Below are 16,775 nucleotides of genomic sequence, written 5' to 3'. Positions count from 1 at the left end.
AACGTGCCTAGTTTCGCCCCGGCGTGAATTCACCCCCGAGCGAAACCAGGGCACCCAGCTCGTCTCACTTCGCCCCGAAGGGAATTCACCGCCAGGGAAACCGCCGGCTCGAGACGGGGCTCGTTTTGCCTGCCGGTGAATTCACGCGGGAGGCAAATCGCGGGCCGAGACGGGTCTGGTTTCGCCCTGGAGTGAATTCACCGAGAGGGAAAACGTGTTGGGAGAGGAGGTTCTCCCCCGGGGCGGGACGGGGTCAGGGGGACGGGGTCAGGGGGATGGGGTTTGGGCGGCCTTGGTGGCGGCGGCGGCGGCCTTGGCACGCGCGCGGATCGCGGACCAGTCGTCGGGGGCGAGGGCGGTCAGACCGGCGAACGTGCCGGGGCCGGCCAGGCGCTGTCCGCCGTCCATGGCGACGGTCTCGCCGGTGAGGAAGTCGCAGGCGTCAGAGAGGAGGAACATCGCCAGGTTCGCCAGCTCGACGGGGGTTCCGTGCCTTCCGGCCGGGATGCCGCGGACGTCCGTCGCACCGACGACGTCGGACGATCCGGGGTCGAGGACGTCCCAGGCGAAATCGGTCGGGATGGGGCCGGACGCGACGGCGTTCAGACGGATGCCGAAGCGGGCCCACTCGACGGCCAGCGACATCGTCATGGCATTCACCGCGGCTTTCGCCATGGCCGAGGGGACGACGAACGCCGAACCGGTGTCGACCCACGTCGTGAGCAGGGAGACGACCGAACCGCCCGAGCCGGAGGCGATCCAGCGCTTCGCGAGGGCGTGCGTGGTGAAGAACGAGCCGTTCATGACGGTGGAGGTGACGGCCTGGAACGCTCGCGAACTCAACGACTCGGTCGGGGCGATGAAGTTGGCGGCGGCGCCGTTGACCAAGCCGGTCACGGGTGCGGAGTCGAAGGCGCGCGAGACGGCGTGCTCGACCGCCTCCGCGTCGCGGACGTCGACCACGTCGGACGCGGCGCTCCCGGCGCGGACGGCTTCCAACCCCGACACCGCCTCGGCCAGCACCGCCGGGCGACGGCCCCAGAGCAGCACCGACCCACCGTGGGCCACGATCGAACCCGCGATCGCCAGCCCCAGGCCGGAGCCGCCGCCCGTGATGAGCACCCGGGATCCAGCGAGCAACGAAGAGGAGTACGGGTCTTGACGCGGAGATGACGACACGCTGGTAATTTAACACTCAGCGAAGATGTGCCGGGCTCACAGCCCGTTCACCATAGTGATGTGGCGCCCGACCTTCTCCTCCAAGACCTCGAGAAGGAGAAACGTGACGCAGTTCACCGCGACCGGGACGACGACCATCGAGCCCTTCGGTCCCTACTCCGCCGACGACATCGGCACCTACTACGAGGCGGGCGACTGGCAGGAGCGCGTGCTGTACCAGCTCCTCGCCGACCGGCTTCCCGAATACGGCGACAAGGTCTTCGTCACCGACGGCGACCTCAGCCTCACGTACGCAGAGATGTACGAGCGCGGGGTTCGGCTGGCGGCGGGACTCCGGCGCCTCGGTATCCAGCGCGGCGACCGCGTCGCGGTGCAGCTGCCCAACTGGGCCGAATTCACCGTCGTGACGGTCGCGCTGTCGCGGCTCGGCGCGATCCTGCTGCCCATCATGCCGATCTTCCGACACGACGAGGTCGGCTTCAATCTCCGCAACTCCTCTGCCAAGGCCATCATCGGGCCCGACTTCTTCCACAAGTTCAGCCACCGTGAGCTCTACCTCGAACTGCTGGACGAGATCGAGACCCTCGAGCACGCCGTGATCCTGCGACCGGCAGAAGACAGCGATCTCGGTGCCGCGCTCGACTACTCGAGCCTTCTCGTCGACGGCGACCTGGACGCTCTCGAGGACGAGCTGGGCGCGGGAGTCGGCCCCGACGACGCCTTCGTGATCGTCTACACCTCGGGCACGACGTCTCGACCCAAGGGCTGCATCCACACCTTCAACACCTACTACGCCGGCAGCAAGGCCCTCGTCGACCGGCTGCACGTGACCGAGGACGACGTCTTCTTCAACCCGTCTCCGGTGAGCCACACGACCGGACTCGTCACCGGCTTCATGGTGCCGCTGCTCGTCGGCGGCGGCACGCACTTCATGGCCACCTGGGATCCCTCCTCCGGCCTCGACCGCATCCGCGACAACCACTGCACCATGACGGTCACCTCGACCACGTTCCTGGCCACGGTCATGCAGACCTACGAACCGGGCGTCCACGACATGTCCGGCATGAAGTACTGGATCTGCGCCGGATCCCCGATCCCGGGTGCCATCGTGCAGGGCGCGCGCACCATGTTCGGCAGCCTCAGCGTGCTGAGCCTCTACGGCCGCTCGGAGAACCTGACGACGGCGCTCTGCGCCCCCGAAGACGCACCCGAAAAGTCGGTCCTGTCCGACGGCCGTGCGCTTCCCGACGCCGAGATCCGGGTGGTCGATTCCGCAGGATCCGAGGTGGCTCGAGGAGAAGACGGCGACGTCGCCTATCGCGGCCCCTCGCACATGGTCGGCTACTACGAGAACCCTGCCCAGACCGAAGCCCTGTTCACCCCCGACGGCTTCTCGCGGTCGGGTGACCTCGGTCACATGGACGCCGACGGGTTCGTGCGCATCACCGGCCGCATCAAGGACATCATCATCCGCGGCGGCATCAACATCGGAAGCCGCGAGGTCGAAGACCTGCTGATCACGCACGACGCTGTTCGCGACGTCGCCGTCGTCGCGATGCCCGACCCGCGCCTCGGCGAACGCGCCTGCGCCTTCGTCGTCGCCGAGCCCGGCCACGAGGTGCCGACGCTCGCCGAGCTGGGCGAATTCTTGAAGTCGAAGAAGATCGCCGTGCAGAAGCACCCCGAGCGGATCGAAGCCGTCGACGCGCTGCCGATGACGCCGACCGGCAAGGTCTCGAAGCAGTTGCTGCGCGAACGCATCGCCGCGATTCTGCAGCAGGAACGCGCGGACGCCGGCGTCAGTTGATGCAGGACGACTTCGTGTAGCTGTGCACGTCGGCCCCGGTCGACGACGTCGGGGTCGGCGTCGGGCGCCAGCGGCCGGCGGAGTCGTGGTGGCAGGCGCGGTCGACGGCGTCGCCACGTGGCGACCGTCGGTGCCGAGCACGACGGTGATGCCGCTCACCGAGCCGGTCCGCACCGCCGTGGCCCCGGGCACGCGGGCTGCGACGGCTTTCGCGCCGGCTTCCTGACCCGCGGGGTACTCGACCAGCGTCTGCGTCGTCTGGACCGTGGATCCTGCGGGGCCCGTGGTGAAGCCGAGGCCGGCCAGCGCCGTGGTCGCCGCCTCGGCAGCCCCTGGACACCGCTGCCGTTGACCACGGTGACAGTCGTCGCCGCCGGCTGAGCGGCCTTGGCGTCGAGGTAGGCCTGCGGGGGCCCGACCAGGCCCTGGATGAACGCGGGCATGCCGACCGTGTCGACCGACACGATCGACAGGGGTGCTCCGTTGACCGTGATCGTCGGCGTGCCCGTCACCGGAATCGTGGCGGACTTGATCTCGTCGGGTCGGAGGTTCTTGAGCTGGTTGGCCAGCGTGAGGAAGTTGAGCCCCGAGTCGGCCTGCATCGAGTTCGACACGGCCTTGATGACGTTCCCGAGCTTCACCGGGTTGAGGAGTGTGCCGGCGGAGACGATCTGCCGCGCCTCGGTCGTCAGGAAGTACTGCTGCCGCACCTGGCGATCGAGATCGCCGCGCGGAAGTCCGTGGCGCTGCCGCACGAAGGCGAGGGCCTGCTTGGCGTCGAGGGTCGACGGGCCGGCCGGCAGGTCGATACCCGAGAAGCGATCCTGTACCGCGTTGTTCAAGCAGACGTTCACGGGGCCGAGCGCCTTGACGAGCTGATAGAAGCCGAGCAGCGAGATGCGCACGTAGTGGTCGATCGTGAGGCCGGAGAGGTTCTGGATCGTCTGGATCAGGAGGCGCGCCCCACCGGCGTCGCCCCCGCCGTTCGCGGAGCCGAGAGAGAACGCGGCGTTGAGCTTGTCGCTTCCGTGCCCGGGGATGGGAACGTACGAGTCGCGCGGGAACGAGATCAGCGTCGCTGTCTTCCCGTCGCCGGCGATGTGCATGACGATCATCGTGTCGGTGTTCTGGCTGCCGCCGTCGTCGGTGGTGCCGAGCTCGGCCATCTGCTCCGCGGTGACGCCGGCGGGCCGGTGGTCGTCGCCGACGAGCAGGATGTTCTGCGCCTTGCCGTCGACGTCGGCCGGCGCGGCCGAACCCGAAGTGCCCGGAATCGCGTCGACCTTGGTGACCCCGCCGACGAAGCGCTGATAGTTGTAGAAGCCGTAGCCTCCACCGATCAGCAGGATCGCGACGACCCCGAAGGCCACCCAGGGCAGGACGCGCTTCCGTCGACGCCTGGCGTGTCTCGGCGCGTAGGGGCTGTGCGCGGGCGCCGCAGCGCCGCTGTCGATCGTCTGGTCTCCTGCGTCAGCCACACTTCAGAGTAGGCGACCGAGGCGCCCGGTCAGACAGGCACACGCCGCGCCCGAGGTCACCCACGGCCGACCGCGGCTCGCTCGTGAGCGCCTGCCATACCTCAGGGAACGTCGACCACGACCTTGCCGATCGTCGAGCGCTCCTCCAGCGCCTGCAGCGCCTCCTGGGTGTGCGCCATCGGATACGTGGCCCCGACGAGAGGGTGGATCCGGCCGGCCGCGAGGAGGTCTTGGACGGCGTCGCGGACCATCCGGAGCGTTCCGGGATACTCGTCGTCCATCGTGTCCATCGAGATGCCGGTGATTCGCAGATTGCGCAGCAGCAGGCGGTTGACCTTGACCGTCGGGATCGAGCCGCCGACGAAACCGATGACGACCAGGGTGCCTCCGGTCCGAAGCGAGCGGAGCGAGTCGGTGAACCGGTCGCCCCCGACCGGGTCGAAGACGACGTCGACGCCGCGCCCCTCGGTGAGCTCCCGGACCTCCGCGAGCCAGTCGCCGCCGCTCGCGACGACGGCCCAGGCACCCGCGCGACGGGCGACCTCGGCCTTCGCCTCCGTGGAGACGACGGCGATGGCGCGCGCGCCGAAGGACGCGGCGAGGTCGAGGGCGGCCGTGCCCACGCCGCCCGCGGCGCCGTGGACCAGCACCGTCTGCCCTGCGCGCACCTCGGCTCGGTGGTACGCGAACCAGGCCGTCGAGTAGTTGAGGTAGATCGCGGCCCCGTCCGCGAACGAGACGGAATCGGGGAGCTTCACCGAGTAATCGGGTGCGATGAGGCACTTCTCGGCCGCCGCGCCCCAGAAGACGATGCCGGCCACTCGGTCGCCGAGAGCGAATCCCGACGCAGGATCCGCCTCGCTCACGACACCGGCGACCTCGCTTCCGACCACGTAGGGCGGGGGCGTGCGGTACTGGTAGACCCCGCGCGCCTGCAGGTTGTCGATTACGGACAGGCCGGCGGCCCGGACGTCGACGACGACTCGCTGGCCGCCTGCGCGCTCGTGGCTTCCCGTCGGTTCGGGGAACTCGGTGAGGCGGGCGGAACTCGGCCCGTCGAGACTCTCGATGACGACGGCTTTCACGCCCCGAGTTTACCGGGCCGCCGACACGCGGGCCGCCGTCTCGATCGCAGCGACGCGGGTCTGGATCTCGCGGATCCGCTCGATGTCGAACTTGTCTTCGCGATCGAAGTCGTAGAGACCGTTCTGCTCCTGGAACACATCGGTCAGCTGCGTGTAGCAGTACCCGAACATGTGCTCGTTGCCGAGCAGGGCGGTGACGAGGCCCTCGAAGCGGGCGTAGAACTCGTCGACGGTGCGCACTCTCACGCCGTAGCCCCACGACGTCGTGCCCGACTGTTCGGGGGCATCGGCCGCGGCGGCCGCCTCGGCGTTCCACCAGATGCCGCCGAACTCGCTGCAGAAGTAGGGCTGGCCGTTGTAGGGCACGCTCCAGGGCGTGACGCCCTCCTGGTGGAAGTCGCGGTCGTCCTCCGTGTTGAGGAAGGCCGTGTTCGTCGCAGGATCGAGCATCCCCAGGGTGGCCGCGAAAGTCGCCGGGACCTGGTCGTAGTTGTGCGAGTCGTAGACGTCGGTCTCGAAGACGCGGTGCGAGTAGCCCGAGGTGTCGAGCACGGGCCGGGACGTGTCCATGGCCTTGGTGGCCAGGAACATCCCGTGCATGACGTCGTCGAGGACCGTGATCGTGTCGGAGATGTGCTGGCGCGTCTCGTTGAGCGGGCACCAGCCGATGATCGCCGGGTGCGAGTAGTCGCGCTCGAGGGCCTCGAGCCACTGCGTGATGTAGCTGGCGTTCGGCTGCTGCCGGTCGTCGCTCGGCCCCGTGGTCTTGCAACCCCAGTCGCCGAACTCGCCCCAGACGAGGTAGCCGAGCCGGTCGGCGTGGAACAGGAAGCGCTCCTCGAAGACCTTCTGGTGCAGGCGCGCCCCGTTGAAGCCCGCCTCCATGCTGAGCCGGATGTCGCGGACCAGGGCGTCGTCGGACGGAGCCGTCAGCAGGCCGTCGGCGTACAGCCCCTGATCGAGCACGAGCCGCTGAAAGACGGTCTCGCCGTTGATCAGGATCGCGCGCCCCACGATCGAAACACTCCGGAGGCCGGCGTAGCTGCCGACGGAGTCGACCAGGCGCGAGTCGGCGTCGAGGAGTTCGATGCGGACGTCGTAGAGGTGCGGGTCGGAGATCGACCACACGCGCACGCGGTCGGCCGGGATGCGGACGGTGACTCTCGGCGACAGGGAGAGGTCGGCGCGGGCGCCCTCGGTGGCGAGCTTGCCGTTCTCGTCCGAGACGACGACGCGCACGCGCCCCCGGCGAGCCCGCTGCTCAGCGGGACCTCGACGGAGAACGACTCGCTCTCGAGGTCGGGGGTGATGCGCGGCCGCTTGAGGGCGATCTCGGGCACCGGCTCGAGCCAGACGGTCTGCCAGATTCCGGTCGTGCGGGTGTAGTCGGCATCGTGGTTGGCGTACTCGGTCGACTGCTTGCCGCGCGCCTGAGGGAGGTCTTTCGAGTCGCGGGCGCGCAGGGTCACGACGACGGTGTCGCCGGCGCGGACCCCGGCCGTGGCGGTGAGGTCGAACGTGAAGCTCGTGAATCCGCCGCGGTGGCGCCCGACTTCGCGCCCGTCGACCCAGACCGTGGTGTCGTGGTCGACCGCGCCGAAGTGCAGCAGGATCCTGCCGGCCCACTCCCCGGGACCGTGACCTCGCGCCGATACCAGACGGCGTTGTGGAAGTCGACGTCGCCGATGCCCGACAGGTCGGACTCGGGTGCGAACGGGACCGTGATCTCGCGGCCGAGCGCCCGACCACCGTCGGACAGCCCTCGCTCGAAGCCGGAGTCGCCCGGATCGAACTCGAACTGCCACTGGCCGTTGAGGTTCAGCCACTGCTCGCGGGTGAACTGGGGACGGGGGTAGTCGGGGCGCGGGATGGCGGTGGTCATTGGCTCTCGTCCTTGAGGTCGTGGCGGGTGCGTGCCCCTTAAGGCTACAACGTTGTAATCTCCGGGCGCCACCGGATGGGTGGCGCGTCGGGCCCCGTCACCCGGCGGGGACGAAGAGCGTGATCGTGTCGACGACCAGCGCCGGTCGCTCGGAGCCGTCGATCTCGACGGTGACCCGGTAACTCAGCTTGACGCCGGACGATCCTGCATCGGCCGATGTGATGGAGCCGACGGCACGCACTCGGCTCCCGACGACGACGGGCTGCACGAAGCGCAGCTTGTCGGCGCCGTAGTTGATCGCCGCCGAGCTGCCGTCGACCCGCAGCAGCTCGTCGGTCAGCGTCGGGAGCAGCGACAGCGTGAGGTAGCCGTGCGCGATCGTGGCGCCGAACGGGCCGCCTTCGGCGCGGGCAGGATCCGTGTGGATCCACTGCTGGTCGCCCGTCGCGTCTGCGAACGCCTGGATACGTTCCTGGTCGATGCTCAGCCACGACGACGGGCCGAGCGCGGTACCGATCACGCCGTCGGCCACGAGGTCGGCGGGCGAGGCGAAGACCACCGGGCCCCCGCTCACGACAGCGGCCCGCCCGCCACGTACAGGACCTGCCCGGAGACGTAGCCGGCCCCCTCGGAGCAGAAGAACGAGGCGGCGGCCGCCACGTCGTCGGGCTGGCCGACTCGCCGCACGGCGATCTGCTTGGCGGCCTCTTCGAGGAATGTCTCGAGCGACACCTTCATCCGGGCGGCGGTCTGCTCGATCATGGCCGTCTCGATGAAGCCGGGTGCGATCGCGTTGACGGTCACCCCGAACGGTCCGAGCTCGATCGCGAGGGTCTTGGTGAACCCCTGCATGCCCGCTTTGGCCGCCGAGTAGTTCGCCTGGCCGCGGTTGCCGAGGGCTGACGACGACGAGAGGTTGACGATCCTGCCCCACTTCGCTTCGACCTGGAACCTCTGCACGGCGCGGCTCATCAGGAAGGCACCGCGGAGATGGACGCCGAGGACGGTGTCCCAGTCGGAGACGCTCATCTTGAAGAGGAGGTTGTCGCGCAGGACGCCCGCGTTGTTGATCAGCACCGTCGGCGCGCCGAGCTGAGAGGCGACGTCCTCGACGGCGGCCTCCACCGCCTCCTCGTCGGCGACGTCGACTTTCAGGCCGATGGCCCGTCCGCCGGCCGCGGTGATCTCGGCGGCGGTCGCCGTGGCGTCCTCCTCGTTGAGGTCGAGCAGGGCGACGGCCAGGCCGTCCGCCGAGAGCTTCCGGCCGACGGCGGCGCCGATGCCGCGGCCTCCGCCGGTGACGATGGCGATTCGTTGCTCTGCCATGGGTGGTTCCTTTCGTTCGATGCGTGCGGTTCGAGCTGGTCGGTCGCCGGACCCCGGGGCCCGGCACATCGCTTTCGTCCGCGGACGGGAGCGATGTCCGATTTCACGGGTTCAGGCGGACGTGGTCGGGGGAAGACGATGAGCTGACGGAGGGCTTCGCCCGATGCCAGGGCGTCCATCGCCTCGTTGAGGCCGTCGAGCCCGATGCGAGCCGAGACGAGCTTCTCGACCGGGAGTCGGCCCTGACGCCAGAGGTCGACGTAGGTCGGGATGTCGCGGGCCGGCACCGACGAGCCCAGGTAGCTTCCGACGATCGTGCGAGCCTCGGCGGTGAGCGTCAGCGGGGCGATCGACGAGCGCGCGTCAGGTCGCGGCAGCCCGACCGTGACGGTGATGCCACCCGCAGCCGTCAGCTTGAAAGCCGTCTCGAAAGCGGCGGGATGCCCTGCCGCCTCGATGACGACGGGCGCACGGACGACCTTCTCGAGCGCCTCGTCGGGCGTGTAGACGGCGTCGGCGCCGAGATCGAGCGCCAGCGACAGCTTGGACGGCAGAGCGTCCACGCCGATCACCCGGTGCCCGGTCGCTCTGGCAACGAGGACGGCTGCCATGCCGACACCGCCGAGTCCAACCACCAGGACGTCGTCGGCGGGGGCGGGGCGGCCGGCGTTGAGCACGGCGCCGCCGCCGGTCAGGACGGCGCAGCCCAGCAGCGCCGCGACGTCGGCCGGCACATCGGGGTCGACCCGGACCACCGACGTGGTGCTCACGACGGCGTGCGTCGCGAACGCGGAGACGCCGAGGTGGTGGTGGACGGGAGCGCCGTCGCGGTGCAGACGCGTCCCTCCTCCCACGAGGGAGCCCTCGTTGTTGGCCGCGCTGCCGACGCTGCAGGGCAGACGACCGTCGGTGCGGCAGTGCTCGCACTCGCCGCAGCGCGGAAGGAAGGTCATCACGACGCGGTCGCCGACCGCGAGAGCGTCGACTCCGGCGCCGAGCTCCTCCACGATGCCTGCCGCCTCGTGGCCGAGGAGCATCGGCACCGGGCGGAGACGGTTGCCGTCGACCACGGACAGGTCGCTGTGGCAGACACCGGCGGCCTCGATGCGGACCAGGATCTCGCCCGGCCCCGGATCGTCCAGCTCCAGCCTCGAGAGCGTGAGCGGGTGTGATCCTGCGAAGGGTTTCTCGGCATCGTTGCGCTCGAGCACGACCCCTGGACGACGGTGGTCACGAGAGACGCTCGACGACCATGGCCATGCCCTGACCGCCGCCGACGCACATGGTCTCGAGTCCGAACTGGGCGTCGCGGGTGCGGAGTGCGTTGAGCAGGGTTCCCGTGATCCTGGCGCCCGTCATTCCGAACGGGTGGCCGACGGCGATGGCGCCGCCGAAGACGTTGAGCTTGTCGGAGGAGACACCGAGCTCGCGTGCCGACGGGATCACCTGGGCGGCGAACGCCTCGTTGATCTCGACGAGGTCGATGTCGTCGATCGTGAGCCCGGCTCGGCTCAGCGCCTGCCGCGACGCCTCGACCGGGCCCAGGCCCATGATCTCGGGGCTCAGACCGGTGACGCCCGTCGAGACGATGCGCGCCAGCGGTGTCAGGCCGAGGTCGCGCGCGCGGGTGTCGCTCATGACGACCACGGCGGCGGCCCCGTCGTTCAGCGGACAGGCGTTGCCGGCCGTGACCGTGCCGTCGGGGCGGAACACGGGCGACAGGCCGGAGAGCGTCTCGACGGTCGTGCCGGCGCGGGGTCCGTCGTCGGCGCTCACCACCGTGCCGTCCGGAAGCGTGTACGGCGTGATCTCTCGAGCCCAGAAGCCGTCGGCGATCGCCTGTTCGGCGCGGTTCTGACTGAGCGCGGCGAATTCGTCCTGCTCGGCGCGCGAGACGCCCTTCAGCCCGGCGACGTTCTCGGCGGTCTCGCCCATGGCGATGTACGGGTCGGGGAGCTCGTCGTCGTCACGCGGGTCGCGCCAGACGCCTCCGCCTCCTCTTTGCGCTGCGCCGCGCGGGCGATGGCTTCGTCGAACAGCGGGTTCTCGAGCTTCTCGCCCGGGATGTAGTCGCTCGAGCCGCGAGTCGAACGCGACACGGACTCGACGCCGGCCGACAGGAAGACGTCGCCTTCTCCGGCCTTGATCGCGTGGAACGCCATGCGGGTCGTCTGCAGGCTCGACGAGCAGTAGCGGTTCACGGTGGTGCCGGGCAGGTGGTCGTAGCCGAGCGCGACGGCGACGATGCGGGCGATGTTCATGCCCTGCTCCCCGCCGGGCATCCCGCACCCCATCATCAGGTCGGCGATGGTCGCAGGATCGAGCTCGGGCACCCTGTCGAGGACGTCGCGCACGACGAAGGCGGCGAGGTCGTCGGCGCGGACGTCGCGCAGGGATCCCTTGAAGGCGCGGCCGATCGGGGTACGGGAGGTCGCGACGATGACGGCTTCGGTCATGAGACGAAGGCGCTGGTGCCGGTGATGGCGCGCCCGACGATCAGCGAGTTCATCTCGCGGGTGCCCTCGAACGAGTAGATCGCCTCGGCGTCGGCGAACCGCCGGGCCACCCCGTAGTCGAGGACGATGCCGTTGCCGCCCATGACCTCGCGGCACCAGCCGACGGTCTCGCGCATCTTCGACGTGGCGAACGACTTGGCCATCGACGCGTGGGCGTCGGTCTGACGCCCCTGGTCGAGCAGGTCGGACGTCTGCATGCAGAGCGCGATCGACGCGGAGATGTTCGACAGGCAGCGTGACAGCAGGTCTTGCACCAGTTGGAACGACGACAGCTTCTTGCCGAACTGCTCGCGCTCCTTCACGTAGGCGACAGCGGCCTCGTACGCCCCGATCGAGTTGCCGATCGCCTGCCACGCGACGTCGGCGCGCGTCAGCAGCAGCACCTGCGCTGTCTCCCGGAACGAGTTCACGCGCTGGAGGCGGCGCTCCTCGGGCACGACCACGTCGGTGAGCGTGATGTCGGCGTTCTGCACGGCGCGGAGGGACTGCTTGTGCTCGATCTTGGTGGCGACGAAGCCGGGGGTGTCGCTCGTGACGAGGAAGCCCTTCACCTGGTTGTCGGCGGTGTCGCGCGCCCAGATGACGATGACGTCGGCGAAGGTCGCGTTGCCGATCCAGCGCTTGGAGCCGTTCAAGGTCCACGAGTCGCCGGTGCGCGTCGCCGTGGTGCGGAGGCCGCGGGCGGAGTCGGATCCGGACAACGGCTCGGTCAGGCCGAACGCGCCGACGATCTCGCCGCGGCCGAGCTTCGGCAGCCATTCGGCTCGCTGCTCGGGGCTGCCGCCGACGCCGATGGACCCCATCGCGAGGCCGGACGTGACGCCGATGAACGTCGACACGGACGCGTCGGCGCGTCCGGATTCGAGAGCGGCCCAGCCGCGGTACTTGGCCGAGTTCTCGAACTGGCGCGACTCCTCCCAGAGCGCTCCGTACGCCCCGATGTCGGCGAGCGGCTTGATGAGGTGCATGGGGAATTCCGCGCGCTCCCAGTAGTCGTCGATGATCGGCGTCACCTCGGCGTCGAGGAAGGAACGCAGCTCGTGGATCGACTCGTTCTCGCGAGCGGTCAGGGCGTCTTGAGCGAAGTAGAAGTCGCTGGTGAGGTACTGGGTTGCGGTGCCCGTGGGCGTGGCAGTGGTCATTGTGTGAGCTCCATTGATCGACGTGTGACAACCGATTGAGTCCATCTTGCATCATTCTTGAGAATGTTGCACGGGCTCTCGGAAAGCGTTTAGAGTGCTCGCATGTCGATGCAGACCGCCGCCCCCACCGCGTGGGCGACCGTTGCCGTCGACCGGGTGCCGTCCGAGCTGTCCCGTCGGCTCGCGTCCGGGCACCACACCGACACCGTCCGCTCGTTCGTGTTCGCCCGCCGCACGTTCCTCGCCGGCGAGCGCGTCGACATGAACGTGCTCGCCGCGCAGCTCGGCGTCGACCGCACCTCGCTGTTCCGCTGGCTCGGCAATCGCGACGCCCTCGTGAGCGAAGTGCTCTGGTCGCTGGCCGAGCCGACCCTGACCCGGATCGAGCGCGCCACCGCGACGACGGGTGCGGCCAGGATCACGACGGTGCTGGGAGACTTCGTGGCCACCCTGATCGCCGCGCCGTCCTTCCAGGGCTTCCTGAAACGGGAGCCCGCCAGAGCCCTCCGGGTCCTGACGACGAAGGAGAGCCAGGTCCAGCTCCGCTACATCGCCGTCGTCGAGGCGATGCTGACGGCCGAGAGGAGGCGGGCAGGATGACGTTCGAGCTGTCCGTCCACGACCTCGCCTACCTCCTCGTCCGCATCTCGGAGTCGTTCACCTACGCCGACCTGATCACCGGAGAGCGCCCCAGCGCCGAGCGTGCCCGCGCCGCCTTCCAGTACGTCCTGAGGGAGTCCTGATGTCCTATCGCCGAGTCGTGCCCACGCGCTGGAACGACAACGACATGTACGGCCATCTCAACAACACCGTCTACTACGCCGCGATGGACACCGTGATCAACACGTGGATGATCGAGGAAGCGGGTCTTCGGCCCCTCGTCGACGACGTCCTCGGCTACTGCGTCGCCTCGTCCTGCTCGTTCAGCGCCTCGGCGTCCTTCCCGGAGGAGATCGCGGTCGAGCTGGGCGTCGGCCGGCTCGGCCGGACGAGCGTGACCTGGCGGCCCCGGATCGTCCGCGCCTCCGACGACGCGGAGCTCGCGACCGGAGAGTTCGTGACCGTCTTCGTCGACGGCGAGTCGCACCGTCCCGTGCCGATACCGGCCGGGACCCGCCTCGCGCTCGAGACGGCGTTCGCCGTTCCCCAGCCTTAGCGCCTCAGCTTTTCCCCCGCTTCGTCACTGTCGATGAAAGGAAAGAACAATGACGTTCACCACCCAGGAGCTCCTCGACGGCCCCGGCCTCGGTACTCTCTCGATCGCCGCGATCCTGTCCGAGAGCGCAACCCGGCACCGCGACCGGCCGGCGCTGCAGTTCCGTGGCCAGACGACCACGTACGGCCAGCTCTGGGACGAGACGCGCGCCTACGCGGGCGCCCTCCGTGCTCGCGGCGTGGGCCCAGGCGACCGCGTGGCGCTGATCATCCCGAACGTGCCCGACTTCTGCCGCGCCTACTACGCCGTCCTGTCGCTCGGCGCGATCGTCGTGCCGATCCACCTGCTCTTCAAGGCGGAAGAGATCGAGTACGTGCTCCGCGACTCGGGCGCTCGGCTGGCCATCGTCGCGGCTCCACAGCTCGCCGAGGCCATTCCCGCTGCCGGCCGCGCCGGAGTGCCGCTCCTCTCGGTCCTGCTCCCCCTCGGAGCCGAGACCCCGATCCCGATCTCGCGCCTCGAGGTGGAGGCCGCCCAGGCGACGCCGATCGAGCGCTACGAGTCGGTCAACCCGCTGGCCGCGGCGACGATCCTCTACACCTCGGGCACGACCGGTCACCCCAAGGGTGCTGTCGGATCCCACCTCGCGATGATCGAGCAGGTGAGCGCCGAGCTGCTCGACTGCACCGACATGCAGAGCTCCGACGTCGTCTTCGGCGGTCTGCCCTTCTTCCACGCCTTCGGCCAGACCTCGGTGCTCAACACCGTGTTCCGGCGCGGGGCGTCGATCGTGCTGCTGCCCAAGTTCGACCCGGCCGAGGCCCTGCAGCTCATGGTCGACACCGGGACGACGATCTTCACCGCCGTGCCGACGATGTACATCGGACTCCTGGCGGCCGCTGCGGCGTCCGACGCACGGCCGCCGCTGCGCTACGCGGTCTCGGGTGGGTCCGCTCTCCCGGTGGCGGTGCTGGAGCGCTTCCAGGAGGCGTTCGACGCGGTCGTGCAGGAGGGCTACGGCCTCACGGAGACCTCACCGGTGGCGACGGTCAACGAGCTGTCGAACCCTCGGCCCGGCACGATCGGCAAGCCGATCTGGGGCGTCGACGTCGAGATCGTCCGACCCGACGTCGAAGACCACGTCGAGTTCTTGCCGCACGGTGAGCTCGGCGAGATCGTCGTGCGCGGGCACAACCTGATGAAGGGGTACCTGGGCAACCCGGAGGCCACGGACGCCGCGATGGTGGACGGCTGGTTCCACACCGGTGACCTCGGCCACAAGGACGACGAGGGCGTCGTGACCATCGTCGACCGCAAGAAGGACATGATCGTCCGAAACGGCTACAACGTGTATCCGAGCGAGGTCGAGGACGTCCTCATGAGGCACGCGAGCATCGCGAACGCCGCCGTCTTCGGCGTGGCCGACGACGTGCACGGTCAGGAGGTGCACGCCGCCGTCATCCTCCGCCCGGGCGCGTCGGCCGACTGCGCCGAGATCGTGGCCTTCTCGAAGGAGCACCTGGCCGCCTACAAGTACCCGAGGGTGGTGCACGTGGTCGAGGCGCTGCCGATCGGGGCGAGCGGCAAGGTGCTCAAGCGCGAGCTCGTCACGTCGTTCTCGGCCCCCGCCGCGGTCTAGGTGCGGCGGCGCTAGGCGCAGTACGAGCCGACCTGCGTGAAGTCTTTCTGCAGCGCGGTCGCCTGCTTCTGCACGGCGGCCACGCCTGCGGCAGGGTGCGCGACGGCCTTCTGAGCGGCGGTGACGAACGTCGCGAGATCGGCCTCGGCCTTCTGCCCGAGCGCCAGGGCGCCGGGCTCGGTGACCTTCCGGACGTTGGCGGCGAACGTGGCCGACAGCTCCTGGATCGCAGCGACGGCCGCCTTCGGGTCGTTCGTGAACGAGGTGTACTCCGACGACAGCTTCGTCGACAGGGTCTCCATCGACGAGGCGAGGAGGGTGCACGCCTGCCCCTTGGTCTGCGACGAGGCCGGAGCGGTGGCGGGGGCGGCCGCAGCCGACGACGCCGGGGCTGCAGCCGTCGACGACGACTCGGTCGGCCCGATCGGGCTGCAGCCGGCGAGCCCCGCGACGAGGAGCGCGGCGAGGCCGACGGTGGGGAGGACTGTGCGAGCGTTCATGGAGCGTCTCTCGGGTCGGAGGAGCGGGAGACGACAACTCTAATCAGGCGGCTCGCGAATAAGCTCGGAGAATGACCGACGCCTCGACGCCCCGCACCCGCCGCGCTCTCGTCCTCGGGGGTGGAGGCGTCGCCGGCATCGCGTGGCACCTCGGCATGCTCGCCGAACTCCTCGAGCGGGGTGTCGACGTCGACGCGGCGGATCTCGTCGTCGGGACGAGCGCCGGTTCCGTCGCCGGAACGATCCTGCGCTTCGGCCAGGTCCAGGCCGTGTACGGCGCCCAGATCGACCCGGCGGCACCCGGGCTGTTCGACCAGCAGACGGAGGCCGAGGGGCAGGGCGGTGTCGACGGTCGTCAGCCGGCCGATGCTCGAGCGACCGACGCCGCCGGCCGACCCGGGGCCGACGCTGCCACCGCCCCGGTGTTCGACATGGCCGCCCTCGGAGAGCAGCTCGCGACGATCCTGCAGGGAGCCGAGGACGCGCAGGATGCCAGGGCGCGGCTCGGCCGGGCAGCGGTCGCGCTGTCCGCGGGGTCGCCCGACTCGCCTCTGCTCGCGGAGCTCGCCGCGCAGTTCCCGGAAGAGCACGGCTGGCCGCAGGCCCCCTCGGCGTGTGCGTCGTCGAGGCCGAGACCGGCGACTTTCGCGTCCTCGACAGCGCCAGCGGCGTGGAACTCTCGCGCGCCGTGGCGGCCAGCTGCTCCGTGCCGCTGGTGTTCCCGCCGGTGACGATCGACGGCCGCGCCTACGTCGACGGCGGGATGCGCTCGGCGACCAATGCCGACGTCGCCGCCGGCTACGACCGCGTGCTCGTCCTCGCCTGCGGACCGGAAGACCCCGCGAGCCCGATGGGCCCCCAGCTCGACGCGGCCGTCGCCTCTCTCAGAGCCGGCGCCGACGGGTCTGCTCCCTCCGAGGTCCTCGTCCTCACCGCCGACGAGGTGAGCCTGGCGGCGTTCGGCCCCAACTCGCTGGCCGACAGCAGCCGGGTCCCGTCGGCGGAGGCGGGCCGAGCGCAGGCGGCCGGTGCTGCGGACGCCGTCGCCGCGTTCTGGGCCTGAGG

General features: G+C 69.8%; 12 protein-coding genes and 6 pseudogenes. 6 read left to right on the top strand and 12 right to left on the bottom strand.

Features of this window, described 5'->3' with window-relative positions; all coding sequences use genetic code 11:
* Positions 1-267: 267 nt before the first annotated feature.
* The gene (locus tag QUE79_RS12480; RefSeq protein ID WP_286343400.1) at positions 268-1,179 is read right to left on the bottom strand and encodes an SDR family oxidoreductase; all 912 of its coding nucleotides are present in this window, start codon (positions 1,177-1,179) and stop codon (positions 268-270) included.
* Positions 1,180-1,282: 103 nt separating this feature from the next.
* Between QUE79_RS12480 and QUE79_RS12475 the strand changes: the two genes are divergently transcribed.
* Entirely contained in the window at positions 1,283-2,986 is a 1,704-nt protein-coding gene (locus tag QUE79_RS12475) for an AMP-binding protein (RefSeq protein ID WP_286343399.1), read from the top strand.
* A gap of 186 nt (positions 2,987-3,172) precedes the next feature.
* Here the strand turns inward: QUE79_RS12475 and QUE79_RS12470 are convergent.
* From QUE79_RS12470 to QUE79_RS12430, 10 genes and pseudogenes are all read right to left on the bottom strand, one after another.
* Positions 3,173-3,292 (bottom strand): annotated as a pseudogene (locus QUE79_RS12470) (hypothetical protein); the annotation flags it as partial.
* A gap of 236 nt (positions 3,293-3,528) precedes the next feature.
* Positions 3,529-4,356 (bottom strand): annotated as a pseudogene (locus tag QUE79_RS26320) (LCP family protein); the annotation flags it as partial.
* Between the two features lie 209 nt (positions 4,357-4,565).
* A complete protein-coding gene (locus tag QUE79_RS12460) occupies positions 4,566-5,549 on the bottom strand; it encodes an NADPH:quinone oxidoreductase family protein (RefSeq protein WP_286343398.1) in 984 nt (327 codons plus the stop codon).
* 9 nt (positions 5,550-5,558) lie between these two features.
* The gene (locus QUE79_RS12455) at positions 5,559-6,788 is read right to left on the bottom strand and encodes a glycoside hydrolase family 2 TIM barrel-domain containing protein (RefSeq protein WP_350271537.1); all 1,230 of its coding nucleotides are present in this window, start codon (positions 6,786-6,788) and stop codon (positions 5,559-5,561) included.
* A gap of 167 nt (positions 6,789-6,955) precedes the next feature.
* A pseudogene (locus QUE79_RS25565) lies at positions 6,956-7,354 on the bottom strand (sugar-binding domain-containing protein); the annotation flags it as partial.
* 174 nt (positions 7,355-7,528) lie between these two features.
* Positions 7,529-8,005, bottom strand: coding sequence for a MaoC family dehydratase (locus tag QUE79_RS12450; RefSeq protein ID WP_286343397.1), 477 nt, complete (start codon positions 8,003-8,005; stop codon positions 7,529-7,531).
* On the bottom strand, positions 8,002-8,757 hold the full coding sequence (gene fabG, locus QUE79_RS12445) for a 3-oxoacyl-ACP reductase FabG (RefSeq protein WP_286343396.1): 756 nt from the start codon (positions 8,755-8,757) through the stop codon (positions 8,002-8,004). Before fabG ends, QUE79_RS12450 begins: the two co-directional genes overlap by 4 nt.
* 131 nt (positions 8,758-8,888) lie before the next feature.
* Positions 8,889-9,968, bottom strand: a pseudogene (locus QUE79_RS12440) (alcohol dehydrogenase catalytic domain-containing protein); the annotation flags it as partial.
* Positions 9,969-9,987: 19 nt separating this feature from the next.
* Positions 9,988-11,213: pseudogene (locus QUE79_RS12435) on the bottom strand (acetyl-CoA C-acetyltransferase).
* Positions 11,210-12,415, bottom strand: coding sequence for an acyl-CoA dehydrogenase family protein (locus tag QUE79_RS12430; RefSeq protein WP_286343395.1), 1,206 nt, complete (start codon positions 12,413-12,415; stop codon positions 11,210-11,212). The pseudogene QUE79_RS12435 and the gene QUE79_RS12430 overlap by 4 nt, the downstream one beginning before the upstream one ends.
* Before the next feature lie 102 nt (positions 12,416-12,517).
* Here QUE79_RS12430 and QUE79_RS12425 point away from each other — a divergent pair.
* The 3 genes and pseudogenes from QUE79_RS12425 to QUE79_RS12410 all read left to right on the top strand — a co-directional run bounded on the left by QUE79_RS12425 (position 12,518) and on the right by QUE79_RS12410 (position 15,210).
* Positions 12,518-13,158: pseudogene (locus tag QUE79_RS12425) on the top strand (QsdR family transcriptional regulator).
* Positions 13,158-13,571: an acyl-CoA thioesterase gene (locus QUE79_RS12415; protein ID WP_286343392.1), complete on the top strand. Its 414-nt coding sequence runs from the start codon at positions 13,158-13,160 to the stop codon at positions 13,569-13,571. Before QUE79_RS12425 ends, QUE79_RS12415 begins: the two are co-directional and overlap by 1 nt.
* Before the next feature lie 49 nt (positions 13,572-13,620).
* Positions 13,621-15,210, top strand: coding sequence for a long-chain-fatty-acid--CoA ligase (locus QUE79_RS12410; protein ID WP_286343391.1), 1,590 nt, complete (start codon positions 13,621-13,623; stop codon positions 15,208-15,210).
* Positions 15,211-15,221: 11 nt separating this feature from the next.
* Here the strand turns inward: QUE79_RS12410 and QUE79_RS12405 are convergent, their stop codons facing one another.
* A complete protein-coding gene (locus QUE79_RS12405) occupies positions 15,222-15,710 on the bottom strand; it encodes a hypothetical protein (RefSeq protein WP_286343390.1) in 489 nt (162 codons plus the stop codon).
* 71 nt (positions 15,711-15,781) lie between these two features.
* On the opposite strand from QUE79_RS12405, the gene QUE79_RS12400 reads away from it, so the two are divergent.
* Positions 15,782-16,441 carry a patatin-like phospholipase family protein gene (locus QUE79_RS12400; protein WP_286343389.1) on the top strand — a complete coding sequence of 220 codons (660 nt, stop codon included), beginning with the start codon at positions 15,782-15,784 and terminating at the stop codon, positions 16,439-16,441.
* Positions 16,324-16,773, top strand: a complete 450-nt coding sequence (locus QUE79_RS12395) for a patatin-like phospholipase family protein (RefSeq protein WP_350271536.1) — start codon at positions 16,324-16,326, stop codon at positions 16,771-16,773. Before QUE79_RS12400 ends, QUE79_RS12395 begins: the two co-directional genes overlap by 118 nt.
* The last annotated feature ends 2 nt before the right edge of the window (positions 16,774-16,775 follow it).

It is taken from the genome of Frondihabitans sucicola, assembly GCF_030296615.1.
In the GTDB taxonomy this organism is placed as follows: domain Bacteria; phylum Actinomycetota; class Actinomycetes; order Actinomycetales; family Microbacteriaceae; genus Frondihabitans; species Frondihabitans sucicola.
This window is presented reverse-complemented; position numbering and strand designations above follow the sequence as displayed.

Coding starts and splice junctions, on each gene's coding strand:
- fabG (WP_286343396.1), bottom strand. CDS start 8,757: ATGGCAGAGCAACGAATCGCCATCGTCACCGGCGGAGGCCGCGGCATC.
- QUE79_RS12410 (WP_286343391.1), top strand. CDS start 13,621: ATGACGTTCACCACCCAGGAGCTCCTCGACGGCCCCGGCCTCGGTACT.
- QUE79_RS12430 (WP_286343395.1), bottom strand. CDS start 12,415: ATGACCACTGCCACGCCCACGGGCACCGCAACCCAGTACCTCACCAGC.
- QUE79_RS12405 (WP_286343390.1), bottom strand. CDS start 15,710: ATGAACGCTCGCACAGTCCTCCCCACCGTCGGCCTCGCCGCGCTCCTC.
- QUE79_RS12415 (WP_286343392.1), top strand. CDS start 13,158: ATGTCCTATCGCCGAGTCGTGCCCACGCGCTGGAACGACAACGACATG.
- QUE79_RS12400 (WP_286343389.1), top strand. CDS start 15,782: ATGACCGACGCCTCGACGCCCCGCACCCGCCGCGCTCTCGTCCTCGGG.